This window comes from Nocardioides piscis (genome assembly GCF_011300215.1).
Taxonomy (GTDB): Bacteria; Actinomycetota; Actinomycetes; order Propionibacteriales; family Nocardioidaceae; genus Nocardioides; species Nocardioides piscis.
In genome coordinates this window covers 1,523,423-1,541,523 of sequence record NZ_CP049866.1, presented here as the reverse complement: position 1 = coordinate 1,541,523, position 18,101 = coordinate 1,523,423, and the positions used below count along the sequence as shown (strand labels likewise).

15 protein-coding genes and 1 pseudogene are annotated in these 18,101 nt (G+C 71.0%); 4 read left to right on the top strand and 12 right to left on the bottom strand.

Going from position 1 to position 18,101, the window contains the following annotated elements; all coding sequences use genetic code 11:
• Positions 1–5: 5 nt before the first annotated feature.
• From G7071_RS07605 to cysS, 8 genes are all read right to left on the bottom strand, one after another.
• Positions 6–1,682 carry a choice-of-anchor P family protein gene (locus tag G7071_RS07605; RefSeq protein ID WP_166316932.1) on the bottom strand — a complete coding sequence of 559 codons (1,677 nt, stop codon included), beginning with the start codon at positions 1,680–1,682 and terminating at the stop codon, positions 6–8.
• Positions 1,679–2,386 carry an ABC transporter ATP-binding protein gene (locus G7071_RS07600; RefSeq protein WP_166316929.1) on the bottom strand — a complete coding sequence of 236 codons (708 nt, stop codon included), beginning with the start codon at positions 2,384–2,386 and terminating at the stop codon, positions 1,679–1,681. Before G7071_RS07600 ends, G7071_RS07605 begins: the two co-directional genes overlap by 4 nt.
• Complete coding sequence (locus tag G7071_RS07595) at positions 2,383–3,165, bottom strand: ABC transporter ATP-binding protein (protein ID WP_166316926.1); 783 nt, start codon at positions 3,163–3,165, stop codon at positions 2,383–2,385. Before G7071_RS07595 ends, G7071_RS07600 begins: the two co-directional genes overlap by 4 nt.
• Positions 3,152–5,107, bottom strand: coding sequence for a branched-chain amino acid ABC transporter permease (locus G7071_RS07590; RefSeq protein ID WP_166316924.1), 1,956 nt, complete (start codon positions 5,105–5,107; stop codon positions 3,152–3,154). Before G7071_RS07590 ends, G7071_RS07595 begins: the two co-directional genes overlap by 14 nt.
• 1 nt (position 5,108) lies before the next feature.
• Entirely contained in the window at positions 5,109–6,590 is a 1,482-nt protein-coding gene (locus G7071_RS07585; protein WP_166316921.1) for an ABC transporter substrate-binding protein, read from the bottom strand.
• A gap of 166 nt (positions 6,591–6,756) precedes the next feature.
• Positions 6,757–8,208, bottom strand: coding sequence for a metallophosphoesterase family protein (locus G7071_RS07580; protein WP_246210566.1), 1,452 nt, complete (start codon positions 8,206–8,208; stop codon positions 6,757–6,759).
• Between the two features lie 37 nt (positions 8,209–8,245).
• Complete coding sequence (gene rlmB / locus G7071_RS07575; RefSeq protein WP_166316915.1) at positions 8,246–9,205, bottom strand: 23S rRNA (guanosine(2251)-2'-O)-methyltransferase RlmB; 960 nt, start codon at positions 9,203–9,205, stop codon at positions 8,246–8,248.
• The gene (gene cysS, locus G7071_RS07570) at positions 9,205–10,635 is read right to left on the bottom strand and encodes a cysteine--tRNA ligase (protein WP_166316912.1); all 1,431 of its coding nucleotides are present in this window, start codon (positions 10,633–10,635) and stop codon (positions 9,205–9,207) included. Before cysS ends, rlmB begins: the two co-directional genes overlap by 1 nt.
• Positions 10,636–10,728: 93 nt before the next feature.
• Here cysS and G7071_RS07565 point away from each other — a divergent pair, with 93 nt between their 5' ends.
• The 3 genes and pseudogenes from G7071_RS07565 (at position 10,729) to G7071_RS07560 (ending at position 11,957) form a co-directional block, all read left to right on the top strand.
• A complete protein-coding gene (locus G7071_RS07565; protein WP_166316909.1) occupies positions 10,729–11,685 on the top strand; it encodes a C39 family peptidase in 957 nt (318 codons plus the stop codon).
• Positions 11,622–11,795: pseudogene (locus G7071_RS19985) on the top strand (hypothetical protein); the annotation flags it as partial. The gene G7071_RS07565 and the pseudogene G7071_RS19985, both read left to right, overlap by 64 nt.
• 9 nt (positions 11,796–11,804) lie before the next feature.
• Positions 11,805–11,957: a cysteine peptidase family C39 domain-containing protein gene (locus G7071_RS07560; protein ID WP_166313523.1), complete on the top strand. Its 153-nt coding sequence runs from the start codon at positions 11,805–11,807 to the stop codon at positions 11,955–11,957.
• Here G7071_RS07560 and G7071_RS07555 read toward each other — a convergent pair.
• Positions 11,947–13,470: a molybdopterin-dependent oxidoreductase gene (locus tag G7071_RS07555; protein ID WP_166316906.1), complete on the bottom strand. Its 1,524-nt coding sequence runs from the start codon at positions 13,468–13,470 to the stop codon at positions 11,947–11,949. The two genes, G7071_RS07560 and G7071_RS07555, sit on opposite strands and share 11 nt — an antisense overlap.
• 94 nt (positions 13,471–13,564) lie before the next feature.
• On the opposite strand from G7071_RS07555, the gene ispF reads away from it, so the two are divergent.
• Entirely contained in the window at positions 13,565–13,978 is a 414-nt protein-coding gene (gene ispF / locus G7071_RS07550) for a 2-C-methyl-D-erythritol 2,4-cyclodiphosphate synthase (protein WP_425489426.1), read from the top strand.
• Positions 13,979–13,999: 21 nt separating this feature from the next.
• Here the strand turns inward: ispF and G7071_RS07545 are convergent, their stop codons facing one another.
• From G7071_RS07545 to nirB, 3 genes are read right to left on the bottom strand one after another with little or no spacing between them, the layout of a single operon-like run.
• A complete protein-coding gene (locus G7071_RS07545) occupies positions 14,000–15,118 on the bottom strand; it encodes a uroporphyrinogen-III synthase (RefSeq protein ID WP_166316900.1) in 1,119 nt (372 codons plus the stop codon).
• Complete coding sequence (nirD, locus tag G7071_RS07540) at positions 15,115–15,429, bottom strand: nitrite reductase small subunit NirD (protein WP_425489420.1); 315 nt, start codon at positions 15,427–15,429, stop codon at positions 15,115–15,117. The genes G7071_RS07545 and nirD overlap by 4 nt, the downstream gene beginning before the upstream one ends.
• A 35-nt stretch (positions 15,430–15,464) precedes the next feature.
• A complete protein-coding gene (gene nirB, locus G7071_RS07535; RefSeq protein WP_166316894.1) occupies positions 15,465–18,092 on the bottom strand; it encodes a nitrite reductase large subunit NirB in 2,628 nt (875 codons plus the stop codon).
• Positions 18,093–18,101 lie beyond the last annotated feature (9 nt).

Here is an 18,101-nt window from a genome sequence, read left to right as displayed (position 1 = left end):
CCTGGTCAGGCTCTGCGAAGGTCGGGAAGGCCGGCGTCGAGACCGGCGCTGCATGTGCTGGCGGTGCCGAGGGCGAGCAGTCCGATGCGCCGCAGCCAGGTCCCGGCGGCGATGGCCGCCAGCACGCCGCCCATGGTGAGCGCGCCGGGGATGGTGTTGAGCGCGGGGAGACCGGCCGTCAGCGCCGTGTCGGTCAGCTCGCCACTGGCCGACGAGGCCGTGTCACCGGCCGGGGCGGCGGCAGAGCCCGTGGTCGCGCTGGTGCCGGGCGTCCCGGCGCCCGTGGTGCCTGCACCGCCCGCACTCGCGGCACCCTCGCCGCCGGATGCGGTCGCGGCAGGCTTCTCCCCCGTCGGTTCGCTGCCTGAGAGCGCAGGCATCGCCGGGGCCTTGATGGTCTCGGCGCGCGCGGAGACGTTGCCGAACGTCAGGACGATGCGCGGCGAGAGGTTGACGGCCGCACCGACCAGGCTCTTGAGCTCGGCAGCCTCGGCGGGGATGGCGCCGACTAGATCGTTGAGCGGCAGGTCCTTGAGCTGGGCCCGGAGCACCGTGAGGTCCCACTCGAGTCGTATGGCGCTCGCGGACCCACTGGCCCGCAGGGCCTTCGTCGTGAGGTCCTCCCGGGGCTCGACCACCGTGATGCCGAGCTGCGCCAGGGCCTTGACCGGGTCCTCGGGCAGACCCGGGACCGGCTCGGTGTCGTCTGCGGCGACGAGCCCGTCCGAGCCCAGCTCGAACGGGGTGCCGGCGATGCTGATGCCGCCGATCCTGGCGACGCCGTCGACCGTCGACTCCGCTCCGTCGCTGGTCGCCCTCATCCTGGCCGAGATGCCCTCCAGGACGACGAGCCCGTCGGCCAGGGAGACGTCACCGAGGGCCGACGTCGCCACCGTCGAGACCCGGTCGGCACCGGTGTTGGCGATCGACTGGGAGGTGTAGCCGCTGAGGTCGACGAGCGCAGCCAGCTCGGGCGGCAGACCGGGCGCACCCTCTGGAGCCCCCTCGGCCTCCTCCTCGGAGTCAGTGGGGTCCTCGCCGTTGATGGCCGAGCCGAAGTCGGTCAGCGCGGTCAACGCCTCGCTGGACGATCCGTCGGAGGAGCCGCCGCCCAGCACCGGCAGGGGCGGCAGGGCCGGGAGGCCCAGCCCTCCCCCCGCGGGCTCGTCGTCCTCCGGCTCCGACGAGGGCTCGGCCTCGGTCGGCTTTGCGTCCGGGGAGAAGCCGACCTGGGCATAGGTGCGCTCGGCCGATGAGCCTGTGCGCATGATCGAGCCGGGCACGGACTCGTCGCTGGCCTGCGACGGCTTGCCCGGGTGGCTGGAGTTGACCTGGACCGGATAGCCCCTCTCCGCGAGCTGCGCCGGGAAGCCTGCCTGCTCGAGGATCGTCTTGGCGCCCTCGCCCACGGGGTCGCCGGGCCACACCCAGCTGCCTCGACCCGAGGCGAGCCCGGAGTTGGCCTCGACCGTCGTGTAGCCCAGGGACGCCTCGGCCTGGGGGGTGGCCGGCAGTGGGATCGTCGGCTCATAGATCTCGATCTTCACCGGAGCGGCCCACGCACGCGCGTCATAGCCGGCGAACGCGGCGGGGCCCTCGGCGTCTGCGGTCGGGCCGACCAGGAGCGGCAGCATGCTGCCGATCGCTGCAGCGGACACGAGCGGAATCAGTGTGCGCCTCATGCGGCACCTCCCAAGATGACGTCGGACATGGTGTTGAGGACCTCGGCGGGCTCACCGGAGGCGACGATGCGACCGCCCGACATGACAGCGGCGTAGTCGGAGACCCGCAGGGCAGTGCGGGCGAACTGCTCGATGCACAAGATGGAGACACCGCTGGCAGCGATCTGGGCCACGGTGTCGTAGAGCTCCTCCACGATCAGGGGCGCGAGCCCCATCGACAGCTCGTCGAGCAGGAGGAGCGCGGGGTCGGAGGCCAGGGCCCGCGACATCGCCAGCATCTGCTGCTCACCGCCGGAGAGGGTGCCGGCGAGCTGGCCCCGCCGCTGGTGCAGCTTGGGGAAGTAGCCGAAGGCGGTGTCGAGGACGGCGGCGGCCGGCACACCGGCATACGACATCAGGCGAAGGTTCTCCTCGACGGTGAGGTTGGGGAACACCGAGCGTCCCTCCGGGACGGTGCAGAGCCCGACCCGCGCCAGCGCCTCGGGGGCCTGCCGCTGCACGTGAACTCCAGCGAGGTGGATGTCGCCCGAGGTCGGCTTCTTCTGGCCGCTGATGACCTGGATCAGGGTGCTCTTGCCGGCGCCGTTGGGTCCGAGCAGGGCCATCACGGCGCCCTTCGGCACGCTGAGGTCGACGCCTCGCAGCACCTCGATCCGACCGTAGGCGGCATGGAGGTCGACGACCTCGAGGATGGGCACGCTCATGCGACACCTCCGGGCACCGGTTCGAGCTCCTGGGTGTGGTCGCCGGCGTCCTCGACGTCGCTGTAGCCGAGGTAGGCCTTCTGCACCGCCGGGTCGGACCTGATCGCGCCGGGCGTCCCCGAGGCGATCACCGAGCCGAAGTCGAGGACGTGGACCTGGTCGCACACGGCCATCACCAGGTCCATGTCGTGCTCGACCATCACGATCCCCCGGCGTTCGGCCGCCAGCTCCTTGAGGAGGTCGCCGAACGCGTCGGTCTCGGCGTCGTCCAGCCCGGAGGAGGGTTCGTCGAGCAGGAGCAGCTTGGGGTCACCGGCCAGGCAGCGCGCCAGCTCGAGCAGCCGGGCGGTGCCGGTGGGGACGGAGTCGGCCCGCTCGGCGGCATAGGCGCTGATGCCGACCCGTGCGAGCAGCGCGTCGATGTCGGCCCCGGACGCGGTGAAGACGCCACGCAGCCCGCGATGTATGTCGAGCGCGACCCGCACGTTGTCGCGGACCGTCAGCGAGCCGAACGCCTCCAGCCGCTGGAACGTCCGCGCCATGCCGCGCCGGGCACGACGGTGCACCGGGAGCGAGGTGACCTTGCGGCGCTCGAAGAAGACGTCTCCGCGCGTCGGGCGTTGCAGGCCGGTGATGACGTTGAAGGTGGTGGTCTTGCCCGCGCCGTTCGGCCCGATCAGACCGGTGATCTCGCCGCGCTCGGCGGTGAAGCTGGCGTCGTTGACGGCTGTCACCCCGCCGAACTGGACGACTGCGCGCTGGACCTCAAGGAGCGGCATGGGCCGGCACCTCCCCCATCTCGTCGCGGGCGGCGCGCTCGGGCTCGGCGCCCTTCGCGGACTGACGTCCGGGGAGCTCCGGCAGGTCGGGCGCCAACGCCATGATCCGCGGCTTCAACCAGTGACCTGCCTTGAAGGCGAGGTTGGCCAGGCCGTTGGGGTCGCGCCCCAGTGCCACGGCGCCGAAACCGATGATGGCGAACATCAGCCCGGCGAGACCCGGGTAGTAGCTCTGCAGGACCGGCAGCATCATCAGCGCCGTCCCGCCCAGGGCTGCTCCCGACACGGAGGTGACACCGGCGACCACGGCCATCAGCAGCAGCGGCAGGCTGGCATAGAGCTGGAAGTCGGTGGCGCCGACGGTGCCCCGCAGGCCGGCGAACAGGGCGCCGGCGAGGCCGGCCAGCCCGGCGGAGAGACCGAACAGGGCGACCCTGAACCACCGCAGGTCGAGCCCGAGGGTGCCGCAGGCAGCGGGGCTGTCGCGCATGGCGATCAGCAGCCGCCCCAGGCTGCCGCGGCGCAGCATCAGCAGCCCGATCCCGGCGAGCACGAAGAAGACGACCATGACCACGACGTAGGCCCCGGTCGAGTCGAGCCGGACCCCGAGGATCGACATCCGCTCGGCGGTCAGGACACCGCCATACCCGAAGGCCAGGTCGGACTGGAAGACCATCTTGTCCATCAGCACCCCGAAGGCCAGGGTCGAGAGCGCGAGATAGAGACCGGTCAACCGGATGACGGGAAGGGCGACCAAGGCACCGACGACGGCCGCGATGGCCGCAGCGAGCACGAGGCCCACGAGGTTGGGCTGCTCGAGCTTGGCATAGGCCAGCGCCCCCACCCCGGCGAACGTGAACTGCGCCAGCGACACGTGCCCGCCATAGCCGGTCAGGAGGACGAGCGAGAGCATCACGATCGCGTATGTCGCCGCGGTGCCCACCAGCAGCAGGTTGGACGTGCTCATCAGCAGCGCGAGGACCGCCGTGGCGAGGACCAGGCCCCCACCCCAGCCGACCATCGCGCGGGTGGTGGGGATCGGCGCGGAGACGATGCCCTTGACCTGCCCGATCCGCAGCTGGGCCTGGGGCATGGCGATGATCACCGCGAAGAGGAAGAGCGCCGGCACCACGGCGCGGATGCTGGAGAGGAACCCCTCGGAGGGGAGGTAGGCCACGGCGTAGGACTGGAGGATGCCCAGCACCATGGCCCCGACGAAGGTCAGCGGCAGGCTCTTGAGCTTGCCCAGCATCGCCGCGGCATAGGCGTTGATGACGAGCAGCGTGAGGTTGAAGTAGTCGAGGCCGACGACCGGCGTCAGCAGGATCCCGGCGAGCGCTCCCAGGGAGATGCCGATCGCCCAGGAGAGGGCAGCGACCTGGTCGGGCTTGCCGCCGAAGTAGCGCAGGAGGGCGGGGTTGTCCACGGCCGCCCGCATGGCGGTGCCGATGCGGGTCTTGTTGAGCAGGAAGTAGAGGCCACCCGCGACGACCGCGGACATCACGATGGTGATCAGGTAGTGGGCGGTGATGAAGGTGTCGCCCACCTGGATCCCGGCCTCGGGGAAGTAGAAGGGGACCGTCCGCGGCGCCGGCGGCCAGATCTGCTGAGCGAGCCCGATCAGGCCGACGAACAGGCCGACCGTCACGACGAGCGAGACGCTGACCGGGGCGTCGCCGAGGTTGCGGGTGACGTAGCGCTGCACGGCATAGCCGGTCAGCGGGGCCACGACCAGCAGGACCAGGAGCAGGCTGAGCCAGACGGGAAGTCCCTGGCGCTGGCTGAAGTCCCAGTAGACGTAGGACATGACCATCCCGAAGGCCCCGTGGGCGATGTTGAAGACCCGGGTGGTCGTGTAGGTCAGGACAAGACCCGACGCCGCGATCGCGTAGGCGGCGCCGGTGAAGATGCCCAGGATCGTGAAGGACAGCAGCGAGGACACGTCAGCCCACCTTGGTCAGTGGTCCGCAGGTGTAGTCACCGGGCGAGATCTGCACCCACTTGCCGCCGGTGTACTGCACGAACTTGACGCAGCTGGCCGTCGTCTTGTCCTTCACCGCCTGCGGGGCGTGCAGCCCGTTGGCGGTCCAGTCGGTCGTCTTGGCGAACTCGGCCACGAGGCTCTCCCGGGACAGCTTCCCGCCCAGCGCGATCGATCGCTCCACGAACAGGCGAGCCGCCGACCACGCGAAGAGCCCATAGACGGACGGCTGCGCGCCGGGCTTCACCTGCTGCAGCCACGAGGCGTAGAGCTGCATCTCCTTGTTGCCGCTGTTGGTGAAGAGGTCGTTGAACAAGAAGGCGACCGTGCCCTCGGCGAGGCTGCCGGCCTCGGCGACGTAGCCCGCGTCGTAGACCGTGGCGTCCTGGTAGACGATCGGGTCGAAGCCCTGCTGCTTCATCGCCTGCTGGAGCTTGATCGTGTTCTGGTAGGGGCCGGTGTAGTAGACCATCTCGACGCCGGCACTCTTCATCTCCTGCACGTATGGCGCGTAGTTGAACTCCGAGACGTCCATGCCCTTGTAGTAGACGACCTTGGCGCCGTTGGCCTCGTAGCTCTTCTTGATCGCCGCGGTGGCCTGGGCGGCGGCGGCGACGTCGATGTAGATCATCGCGATCTTCTGCGCCGCGCCGCCGAACTTGCTGATCAGGAACTTGGGTGTCGCGCTCGGCAGCATCGTGTTGCTCGCCGACTGGGCGCCGAAGCAGGTGCTGCAGCCGGTCCGCTCGCTGGTGATCGCGGTCGAGCGGATGTCGGGCAACCCGCAGCCCTGGGCCGTGGCGGCCCCGCCCTGGTCGAAGGCCGACATCGAGCCGACGCCGGCGAAGGCCTGCTCACAGATCTGCGCATAGGCCTGCTGGTCGGCGCCGGCGTCGGCGCGGCTGTCAAGGTTGAGGACCTCGAGCTTGCGACCGCAGATGTCGCCGGTGGAGTTGAAGTAGGCGGCGTAGGCGCGGGTGCCGAGCTGGGCGGACTCGAAGATTCCGGGGACCGGTCCCGAGATGTCGGAGGCGTTCCCGACGACGATCTTGTCGTCGGTGATGCCGGTCTGGTTGGCGAAGCCGTCGCACGCGCCGGCCGCTGTGGCCCCGGTTGCGCTGTTCTCGCCGGTGCCCTTCGCGCCGCCTCCCCCGTCGGCGGGGGCCGCGGCAGACCCCGAACCCCCCGATCCGCTGGTCGAGCCGGAGCCGGTGGCGCCGGTGGCACCGGTGGCACCCGTGCCGGTGCTACCCCCGGTCGTGCCGCTGCCCGTCGAGCCGGCGGACCCGCCGGTCGTCCCGGTGCCGGGATCGGCCCCGAGCGCCGGGTCGATGACTTCACCGCCCTGCGCGGTGCCTGCACCCGCGGTGGCCAGGTCCTCGGGCTGGAGCTGGGAGCCACACGCAGCCAGGGCGAGCACCAGCCCGACGACCCCAGCGGTCACGCCCCGGGTCCTCAGCTGCGAGCCGGCGCGCGGACGGATGCGATCGGGGACCGCCATGGGATGCCTCCAGCCAATGGGTAGAACACGTTTCAGTTCAGGAAACGACTCACCCTTTGGAAGGTGACGGAGGTCACCGAAGATTTTTCCAGGACGCCTCGCATTGCGCCTATTCGGCGTCGAGCAGCAGCTCGACGAAGGGTTCGACCACGAAGCGGCCATCGGTGCGCAGACGCACGGCCTGGGTGCCGACGGGCCGGGCGTCGCGATAGGTGATCACCACCAGGTCCGCGTCACGGCGAGGCTTGCTGCCGACGGCGATCGCATAGGCCGCACCCCCGGTGGTGCCGTTGGTCAGGGTATAGCCGACCTCGCCGTTCTCGCCCAGGACCAGGGTCGGTCCGTCCGGCACGTGGGTGTGGCCCCCGACGACCAGGTCGACGCACCCGCGCTCCAGGGCGTCGCGTCCCAGGTTGGCGTCGTGGACCAGCAGGGTCGAGATCCGTTCGCCGTCACACGCCTCGTCGGCGAGCCGCTCCCCCACCTCGTCGAAGCTCAGGCCGGTCTCGTCGCGCCAGCTGCCGAGGCCGCTGGACCGCGGGTCGTCGATGCCGAGGACCAGGCCGCCCCACGGCGCGTCGACGGGCTCCCCGTCGAGCATGGTCCATCCGAGGTCGTCGAGATAGCGCCGTACGAAGGTGCCGTTGTCGTGGTTGCCTGCCACGCCGAAGCGGTCGTAGCCGTCGAACGCGCGGTCGAGCGAGTCGAGGCTGAACGCCTCCCAGGGCTGACCGGTCGACGTGTCGTCCCCCGCATCGAGCACCACACTGGCGCCGGCGCGATCACCGATGGCGCGCGCGACCCGGTCCATGCCGATGTTGTCGTGCCGGTCGCTCACGACCAGGGCCGCTGTCTCGCCCTCCTCGGGCTCGCGCAGCTCGAGGACCGCGGCGTCGGTCGCAGCCTGGTCGTAGAAGTCCTTGCTCTTCTCATAGGTGTTCACGGCGCTCTGGATCAACCGCTGCGTCTGCACGGTGGTCGGGCTGGTGCGGATCTCGATGCCCGCAGCCTCGGCAGGCAGCGGCACGCCGACCATGAAGGACTCGAGCGGTTCCCACTCGTGCTGTGCCTCCTGCGTCTCCTCGTCCGCGTCCCACGGCTGCCACAGGAGCAGCGGCACGCTCAGCAGGACGACGCCGGCGGCCGCCCCCTTGCGGGTGCGGACTCCCCGGAACAGCTCACCTCGTCGATGGGGCCCCAGCAACCACCACACCGCCAGTGGCACCAGTCCGAGGCCGACGCCACGCAGCGTTGCCGAGAGCGCCATCTCCTGCACCACGTCGCCCACCTTGGCGACCTGCGCGTCGGGTTCGCTGGCGATGAACGCATAGCGCGAGAAGAGCTCCTCGACCGAGGCGCTCTCGGTCTTCCCCAGCCGGATCTCCACACCGACCGGACCATCACTCGCCAGCCGGAGGTCGGGCAGCAGCGGACCGGTCCGCAGGACGACGTGACGGTCCAGCGTGGGGGCCACCACCGCGTCGTGGCTGGCGAAGACGATCGTCCGGCTGTCGGCCAGGAAGAACGCGAGGCCGGCGACGACGGCGACGCCCAGACACACAGCCGTGTGGGCGAGCCCGGTCAGGACCCGCCCGCGACTAGCTCCGGGCCTGGGCGATGGCATAGAGGGTCACCGACGCGGCCACGCCGGCGTTGAGCGACTCGAGCTGGTTGCCCATCGGGATCGACACCAGCTGGTCGCACGTCTCGGCCACGAGACGCCCCAGGCCCTTGCCCTCGGAGCCGACGACCACGACGAGCGGACCCGCGGCGAGACCCTCCGGTCCGGTGAGCTCCGGCAGCGTCACGTCGCCGTCGGCTGCGAGGCCGATGACCATGCAGCCCGCGTCCTGGTAGGCCTTCAGCTGGCGCACGAGGTTGACCGTCTGGGCCACCGGGATGCGAGCAGCAGCACCCGCACTGCTCTTCCAGGCAGCGGCCGTCATGCCTGCCGCCCGGCGCTCGGGGATGACGACGCCATGGGCGCCGAAGCCGGAGGCCGAGCGCACCACGGCCCCGAGGTTGCGGGGGTCGGTGACCGAGTCGAGCGCCACGATCAAGGCCTTCTCGCCAGCCTCGTCCGCCCGCGCGAGGAGGTCGTCGGCGTGCGCGTATTCGTACGAGGGCAACCGGGCCGCGAGGCCCTGGTGCACCGCGCCACCGGTCATGCGGTCCAGCTCGGACCGGGTGACCTCCATCATCGGATAGCCGTGCTCGGCTGCCATCTTGAAGGCGTCACGCAGGCGGCCGTCGCGCTCCGCGCCCTCGGCGACATAGACGCCGGTGACCGGGATCCCGGCCGCGAGCACCTCGACGACGGAGTTGCGTCCGGCCACCCACTCGGCCTCGGTCGACTTGGTGATCCGACGCTTCGGCCGGGTCGACTCGGTGCGCTCGGAACGCTTCGCGTCCTTGTGGGCCTTGTGATAGGGCCGGTCCTTGGCCTTCGGCGTCGGGCCCCGGCCCTCGAGGCCGCGCTTCACGCGCCCACCGGAACCGACGGTCGCGCCCTTGCCGCTCTTCTTGATGGCGCCCTTGCGTTGGCTGTTCCCTGGCATTAGATGCTCCACTTCGGCCCGGAGGGCGTGTCTTCGATCTCGATGCCGGCAGCCTTGATGCGGTCGCGGATCGCGTCGGCCCTGGCCCAGTCCTTGTCGGCGCGCGCGGCGGCCCGGTCCTCGAGCATGGCGGCGATGAGTACGTCGATCGCTCCCCGCAGCTTCTCGTCGTCGGCCCCACCGGTGGCGGCCCAGCCCTGGTCTGCCGGGTCGAGGCCCAGCACGTCGAGCATGGCGCGGACGGACGCCGCGTTGCCCCGCAGGGCGGCGCTCGACCCGTCGCCCAGCAGCTTGTTGCCCTCGCGCACGACCTCGTGGATCGCTGCGACGGCTGCCGAGGTGCCGAGGTCGTCGTCCATGGCCGCGATGAAGTCGGCGCACAACATGCCGCCCGGGGGCACCTCGCCACCGAGCGTCGAGGCCGCGCGCTCGAGGAAGTTCTCGATCCGGCGGAAGCCCTGGGCCGCCTCGTCGAGGGCCTCGAAGCTGAACTCGACGTGCGAGCGGTAGTGGGCCGAGACCATGTAGAAGCGCAGCTCGATGCCGCGCACGCGCTTGAGCACCTCGGGCACGAGCAGGGAGTTGCCGAGCGACTTGCTCATCTTCTCGCCGGCCGTCGTGATCCAGGCGTTGTGGAGCCAGTAGGACGCGAACGGCATCCCCGCCGCCCGCGACTGGGCCTGCTCGTTCTCGTGGTGCGGGAACCGCAGGTCGACGCCGCCGCCGTGGATGTCGAAGGCGGGACCGAGATACTTGCTCGCCATCGCCGAGCACTCGATGTGCCAGCCGGGACGGCCCCGTCCCCAGGGCGACGGCCAGGCGGCCGACTCGGGCTCGGTGGACTTGTAGCCCTTCCAGAGGGCGAAGTCGCGCGGGTCGCGCTTGCCGCGAGGGTCTGCGTCGCCGGCCGGTTCCATGTCGTCGAGACCCTGGCGCGTGAGCTCGCCGTAGGCGGGCCACGACCGCACGTCGAAATAGACGTCACCCGAGGCGTCGTCGGCCGGATAGGCGTGTCCCCGCTCGATGAGCGTCTCGATCAGGTCGACCATCTCGGGGATGGTGCCGGTCGCGCCGGGCTCGTAGGTCGGCGGGAGCACGTTGATCGCGGCCAGCGCGCGGGTGAGCTCGGCGTGCATGTCGTAGGCGAGGTTGTACCAGGGCCGGCCCTGCTCGACGGCCTTGGCGAGGATCTTGTCGTCGATGTCGGTGACGTTGCGGATGAAGTGGACGTCGTAGCCGCTCGCGGTGAGCCAGCGGCGCAGGACGTCGAAGTTGACGGCAGACCGGACGTGGCCGACGTGGGGCTCGGACTGCACGGTCAGTCCACAGACATAGATCCCCGCCTTCCCCTCCTCGAGGGGGACGAAGTCGCGGACCTCTCGGGTCGCGGTGTCGTGGAGCCGGAGCCGGCTCGTGTGCTGCTGCGTCACCCGCCAAGTCTAGGGGCCGCGTGCCGCAGGCTCGATTCCCCGACTCCTGTGACTGTTGGGACAGGTGGTATGTCGCGGGGTTACCGTCTACGAGTGTCTCGTCTCCTTCCCCCGGCCCTGTCCCTCGCGACCCGCGCCGCGCTCCTGATCTGCCTCACCCCCGCCGCGCCGGCCTCCGCCGGGGCGCTCGCGAACCAGACGGGGGAACGAGCGGCGCCCACGAGCATCGCCACCTCCTCGTGGTCGACCGGGGCGCAGTGGCGGTCGGGTGAGCTGAGGGGGCTGCGGGTCAAGGCGGGATCCCTCGTGCCCAAGCGCCCCGGGCGCGGCAAGCTGGGCGGCCGCGTCTACCAGGTCGGCACCTGGACCTCGCCCTGGTCGGCGCCCGGCTTCGGGCTGACCCAGCTCATCCCGTCGTGGGAGGCCGTCACCGAGGGCGACTCGGTGGTGAAGGTGCAGGTTCGCGGACAGGCAGCGGACGGACGGCTGTCGAGCTGGGACTCGATGGCCGAGTGGTCCCTCGACAACCCGACCCGGGCCCGGCGCTCCCTCGGCCGGCAGTCCGACGACCTGGCGGCCGTCAACGTCGACACCTGGCAGGCCGCGACGCCGCTGACCCAGTGGCAGGTCCGGGTCCGCCTCTATCGCAACCGCACCAGCAGGCCGGCAGTCCGTCTCGACCGCGTCGGCGCCATGGCCAGCGTGCTGTCACCCCGCAACAACACCCCGACCTCGGTCCCGGGAGCGGTCGCCGGCACCCCGCCGCTCGACGTCCCGGCCTTCTCCCAGATGACCCACTCCGGCCACTACCCGCAGTGGGGCGGCGGTGGCGAGGCCTGGTGCTCCCCCACCTCGACGGCCATGGTGCTGGCCTACTACGGCCTCCAGCCCGGCCCCTTCCCCGCGATCACCGCCGGACACGCCGACCCGCAGGTGGACCACACCGCCCGCCTGGTCTTCGACCACGCCTACGACGGCACGGGCAACTGGGCGTTCAACACCGCCTACGCCAGCACCCTGACCGCGGGGACGCCTACGTCACGCGGCTGACCGACCTCCGGGCCGCCGAGGACTTCATCGCCGCCGGGGTTCCGCTGGTCGCCTCCATCGCCTTCGGCAGGGGCCAGCTCAGCGGCGCGCCGATCTCGTCGAGCGCCGGGCACCTGCTGGTGGTCGTCGGCTTCGAGCGGGACGGCGACGTCATCGTCAACGACCCGGCTGCGGCGAGCAACAGCGCCGTACGCCGCGTCTATGACCGCGACCAGTTCGAGGACGTGTGGATCAACGCCAGCGGCGGGGTCGTCTACGTCATCAACCGCTGACGGCGCCGACCTGGATGGTGTGCCACCCGGTCGCGCCGTCCGGCAGCACGTCTCGGCGTACGCCCGTCTGCTCCAGGCCGTCCTTGTCGATGGCGCGCACCCGCAGCTCGTGGTCACCCTCCTCGAGGTCCACCTGCAGCCGCCACTGCACCCACGAGTCGTCGGTCGGCGTGGCCCCCAGCGTCGCCGGCTGCCACTCGCCGCCGTCGACGGCGACCTCGACCCCGGCGATCCCGGTGTGCTGGGCCCAGGCCACCCCGCCCACGTCGAGCGCACCGACCGGGACGTCGTCGCCGTCGCCCGGGACGTCGATGCGCGACGAGATCTTCACCGGCCCCTGCTCCGACCAGCCGCGCTGGGTCCAGAACGCCGCGACGTCACGAAAGCGCGTCACCTCGAAGTCGACGACCCACTTGGTGGCCGAGACATAGCCATAGAGCCCGGGCACCACGGTGCGGACCGGGAAGCCGTGCTCGATCGGCAACGGGCGCCCGTTCATGGCCACCGCGAGCATGGCGTTGCGGTCATCGGTCAGCGCGGTCAGCGGCGTCGCGCAGTTCCAGCCGTCCTCGGACGTCTGCAGGACGCAGTCCGCGGACGGGTCCAGGCCGACCTCGGCCAGGATGTCGGCGATGCGGACCCCGCTCCACCAGGCGTTGCCGATCAGGTCGCTCCCGACCTCGTTGCTGACGCAGCCGAGGGTGATCCAGGCCTGCGTGAGCCGGCGGGAGACGAGGTCGGCGAAGGACAGGGTGACCTCGCGGTCGACGAGGCCGTGGATGCGCAGCGACCAGTCCTTGGGCTCGATCGTCGGGACCGAGATGGCGGTGTGGATGAGGTAGAAGTCGTCGTTGGGGGTCTGCCACGGTGACACGCCGACCAGGTCGACCGTGGTCGCCGCGGGGGCCGGCTCGCGGGTGACCCCTTCGAGGCGGAGCAGCCGCCTGCTCTCCGCCACATGCCGCCGCCCCCTCCCCACGAAGCGGCCGGCCCCGGCGATCGCGATCGCCGCGACCCCCATCACACCGGCGACGACCAGGAACGTCCGTCGCTCCCGCGAGGCGAGCTCGGGGCGCTGCCGCGCGGTGACCAGGGGCTGGGTCACGGCCGACAGCACGACCACCCAGGTCACGAAGCCCACCACCACCGGCAGCACGTCGACCGCGTTGGCGCCCGGCTGGACCAGGACGGCGCCGGTCCCGATCGCACTGAGCACCAGCCACACCAGCAGGGGCTTGAGAGTGCTGGTGCGAGCGAGCACGCCGGCGAAGGCGCCCATGGCGAGGAGGAACACGACGATGCCCAGGAGCAGCAGCGGCTTGTCGAGCTGGCCCACCAGGTCGATCAGCCACTCGGCCACGGCTCCGGGCGTGATCCGGATGATGAGCTCGGCCACCGCGACGACGGGTGACTCGCGGATCGTCAGCACCATGGCCACCGCATAGCTGGTCGCGAGCCCGACCACCATGGTCAGGGCTCCCGCCAACGCCCATCGACCCGGTTGCTCATGCATTCGGCCATTGTGTCGGATCGGGCATGATGCGCTCGTGAGCCTTCCCCGCATCGGCATCGGCACCGACGTCCACCGCCTGGTCGACGGCGTTCCGATGCACCTGGCGGGCCTCGCCTGGCCGGACGAGCCGCAGGGGCTCGAGGGTCACTCCGACGCTGACGTGGCGGCGCACGCCGCCTGCGACGCACTGTTCTCCGCTGCCGGGATCGGCGACCTTGGCAGCCACTTCGGGACGAGCGAGCCCGAGTGGGCCGGCGCCTCCGGTGCGGCTCTCCTGGCCGAGGCGGCACGGCGGGTCCGCGCCGCCGGCTTCGAGATCGGCAACGTCGCCGTCCAGGTCATCGGCAACCGGCCACGGCTCGGCCCGCGCCGACAGCTGGCCGAGGAGGCTCTGTCTGCAGCCGTCGGTGCTCCGGTGAGCGTGTCGGCCACGACCACCGACGGTCTGGGCCTGACCGGACGGGGCGAGGGCGTGGCCGCGATCGCCACTGCGCTCGTCACCGGTTGACCCGGCACATCTGCTGCCGGGTCAACCCGGGACTGCGAGCCGATAGCCCCGCTTGACCACGGTCTGGACGACCTTGGTGCCCAGCGCGGACCGCAGGCGCGCGACGGCCATCTCGACGGCGTGCTCCGAGCCGGCGGTGCCGCTGGGCAGGACGGCCAGCAGGTCTGCCCGGGCCACCACGTGGCCGGGGTTGACCAGCAGCGCCGTCAGCACGGCCAGCGGAGCGGGCGAGAGCCTGATCTCCACGCCGTCCAGCAGGACCATGTCCCCGTGCAGCAGGAGCACGTGGCCGGCGACGTCGATCGACAGACCTTGTCTGCGAGACGGCAGCTCGGTCTCGACCAGCTTGACCATCGCGGCCAGCCGCGAGCGCTCCGGCATGATCGTCGGCACGCCCCACATCTCGAAGGCCGCCCCGGTCACCGGCCCGACGCAGGTCGCGACCACGTCAGCCTGGAAGGCAGCCACCACCTCGTCGCGCCGCCCGGTCACCTCGGCGACCGACATCAGCGCGGCCACCGCAGGCGCGGAGGTGAAGGTCACCGCGTCCAGCTTGCGCTCGGCGATCAGGTCCACCAGCCGGAACGTCGGCTCGGGGTCCTCCGCGCTCGCCACGCGATAGACGGTGACCACCTCGACCTGCGCGCCCTGGCGCTGCAGGGCGTGCGCGACGACCGACAGCGACTGCCCGTGTTCTTGTACGACGATGCGCTGCCCGACGAGGTCGCGTCCCCGCAGGTGCGCGAGCACGTCCTCGAAGCACTCCGAGTCGGGCGACCAGAGCTCGCGGATGCCGCGCCTGCGCAGCGCACCCACGGTCTTGGGCCCGCGTGCCAGCACCTCGGCCGAGGCGATGGCCCGCACGAGCTCGTCGTGCAGGCCCCACCCCTCGGCCGCCTCGAACCAAGCCTTCATCCCGACGCCGGTCGTGCCGACGAAGATGTCGATGGGGGCGGCGAGCACGGAGTCGGTGGCGGCTCGCAGCTGTGCGTCGTCGACCTGGTTGGGGTCGCTGGACAGCACGGGTGCCCACTCCACCTTGGCGCCGCGGCGTTCGAGCAGCGCGATCTGCTCCTCGACCTTGCGCGCGGCGGTCACGCCGATCCGATAGCCGGCCAGCGGCTGCGACTCCCCTGTCATGTCACCTCGCGATGCCGCGCCCCGACGAAGACGGCGCCGTCGTGGATCAGCACGTCGTAGGCGGGGACGGAGACGTCGCCGTCGTCGAGGCAGCGGCCGGTGCGCAGGTCGAAGGCGTGCTTGTGCATCGGGCTGGCGACGAACGGCACGCCCTCCCGGGTGCCGACGATGCCGCGAGCCAGCACCGACGCCTTGGCGAACGGGTCGTAGTTGCCGAGGGCATAGACGCCGTCGTCGTGCGTGCGGAAGATCGCCAGCGCCTGTCCGTGCACGAGGGCAGTGACTCCGCGCTCCAGCTCGAGGTCGTCCACAGGACACACCCTCTCCCAGATGGCGTCGAGACTGGTCATCCCAGCACCGCCGACCTGGCCGGGCCGACGGGGATGGTCGTGGCGAGCACGACCGGTCCCCCGGCTTCCGCGGGACGGATCTGGCCGCGCTCCTCGGTGAAGGAGATGGAGGGGTCGGGGGTGTCGGGGGCGTTGACGAACGAGACGAACCGCGACATCTTCTCCGGGTCCTCGATCGTCGCCTTCCACTCGTCGAAGTAGGACCCGACGTGACGCTCCATCTCCGACTCGAGCTCCGCACCGAGCCCGAGCGAGTCGTCCACGACCACCTCCCGGACCCGGTCGAGACCGCCGTCCAGCGACTCGATCCAGGTCGAGGTCCGTTGCAGCCGGTCGGCGGTGCGGATGTAGTACATGAGGAAGCGGTCGAGGTAGGAGATCAGGGTCTGGGTGTCGAGGTCGCCGGCCAGGAGCCGGGCATGGGCCGGTACGGCGCCGCCGTTGCCGCCGACGTAGAGGTTCCACCCCTTCTCGGTGGCGATCACCCCGAAGTCCTTCCCGCGCGCCTCCGCGCACTCGCGTGCACAGCCGCTGACCCCGCCCTTGAGCTTGTGCGGGCTGCGGAGCCCGCGATAGCGCAGCTCGAGCGCGATCGCCAGGCCGACGCTGTCCTGGACGCCGAAGCGGCACCAGGTCGACCCGACGCAGGACTTCACCGTCCGCAGCGACTTGCCGTAGGCGTGCCCGGACTCGAAGCCGGCGTCCACGAGCCGCTTCCAGATCGCCGGCAGCTCCTCCATCCGGGCACCGAAAAGGTCGATGCGCTGCCCGCCGGTGATCTTGGTGTAGAGGTTGAAGTCGCGGGCGACCTCGCCGATCACGATCAGCTTCTCCGGGGTGATCTCCCCACCGGGGATGCGCGGGACGACGGAGTAGGTGCCGTTGCGCTGGATGTTGGCGAGGTAGGCGTCGTTGGTGTCCTGGAGGCGGGCATTCTCCTTCTCCAGGACGTGCCCGTTGAACTGGCTGGCCAGGATGCTCGCGATCGCCGGCTTGCAGATGTCACAGCCGCGACCGCTGCCGTGCGCCTCGACGATGTCGTCGAAGCGGCGATAGCCGTGCACGGACACGACGTCGTAGAGCTCTTGTCGGCTGAGCCGGAAGTGCTCGCACAAGCCCCTGTCGACGACCTTGCCCTCGCTGGCGAAGTGCTCCTCGATGATGTTCTTGACGACGTTGACGCAGCTGCCGCAGGTGCTGCCGGCTCGCGTGCAGGCCTTGACGCTCTTGACGTCCTCACACCCCTCCTCGCGCACGGCGGTGAGGATCTGGCCCTTGGTCACGTCGTTGCACGAGCAGACCTGCGCCTCGTCGGGCATCCCCAGCGGCGCGGCACCGCTCGACGCGGGCAGGATGAGCTGCTCGGGGTTGTCGGGGAGGGTGAGCCCGCTGGCGACCATGGGCCGCAGGACGCCGTACGCCGATGCGTCACCGACGAGCACCCCGCCGAGCAGCACGAAGCCCCCGTCGCCGGCGTCGGACTCGGCGACGACCAGCTTCTTGTAGATGCCGGCGACCGCATCGGAATAGACGAGCTCGAGCGAGCCCTCGGTGGTCGCGAACGCGTCCCCGAAGCTGGCGACGTCGACTCCCAGCAGCTTGAGCTTGGTCGACATGTCGGCGCCGGTGAACGCGCCCGGTCCGTCGAGGAGGGTGTCGACGACCACCTCGGCCATCGAGTAGCCGGGGGCGACGAGGCCATACATCCGTCCGTCCGGGGCGGCGCACTCGCCGATGGCGAAGATGCTGGCGTCCGAGGTCCGGCACTGCTCGTCGACCAGGATCCCGCCCCGCTCGGCGAGGTCGAGGCCGCACTCGCGGGCCAGCGCGTCGCGCGGCCGGATGCCTGCGGAGAAGACGACGATCTCGACGTCGAGGGGCTGTGGCCTGTCGCGGAACCTGAGCCCGCTGACCTTGCCGTCGGCGTCGCCGTCGATCAGCTCGGTCATCACCCCGGTGTGGACGCTCAGCCCGAGTTGCTCGACGTGCCGCTTGAGCGTGGCGCCGCCGGCCTCGTCGATCTGAACCGCCATCAGCCGCGGCGCCATCTCGACCACGTGCGTCTCGACGCCGAGCTGGTGCAGCGCGTTGGCCGCCTCCAGGCCCAGCAGGCCTCCGCCGATCACTGCGCCGGCCGTCGCCTCCCGGGAAGCCTCCCGGATCGCCTCGAGGTCCTCGATCGTGCGATAGACGAAGACGTTCTCCAGCTCCCTGCCGGGGACAGGCGGGACGAACGGGGCTGCGCCGGTCGCCAGGACGAGGACGTCGTAGTGGAGGAGCTGCACCTCACCGGGGTCGGCGAGCGGCTCGGACGAGAGCCGCAGCGCCGGTGAGACGTAGGTGACCGTCCGGGCGGCCCGGTCGATCTCGGTGACGGCGGCATCGAGGACGAGCCGGACCCGCGGGTCGGGATAGTTCCCTTCGGGGAGCAGCGACAGCTCGTCGGCGCTCTCGGCCGCGAAGAAGCTGGTCAGCGCGACGCGGTCGTAGGCCGGGCGCGGCTCCTCGCCCAGGACGACGACGTCGTGGGTCTCGGTCAGACCGCGCTCGATGGCTGCCTGGACGAAGCGGTGGCCGACCATGCCGTGGCCGACGACGACGAGGGTGGGGCGCAGGTGGGTCATGCGACGACC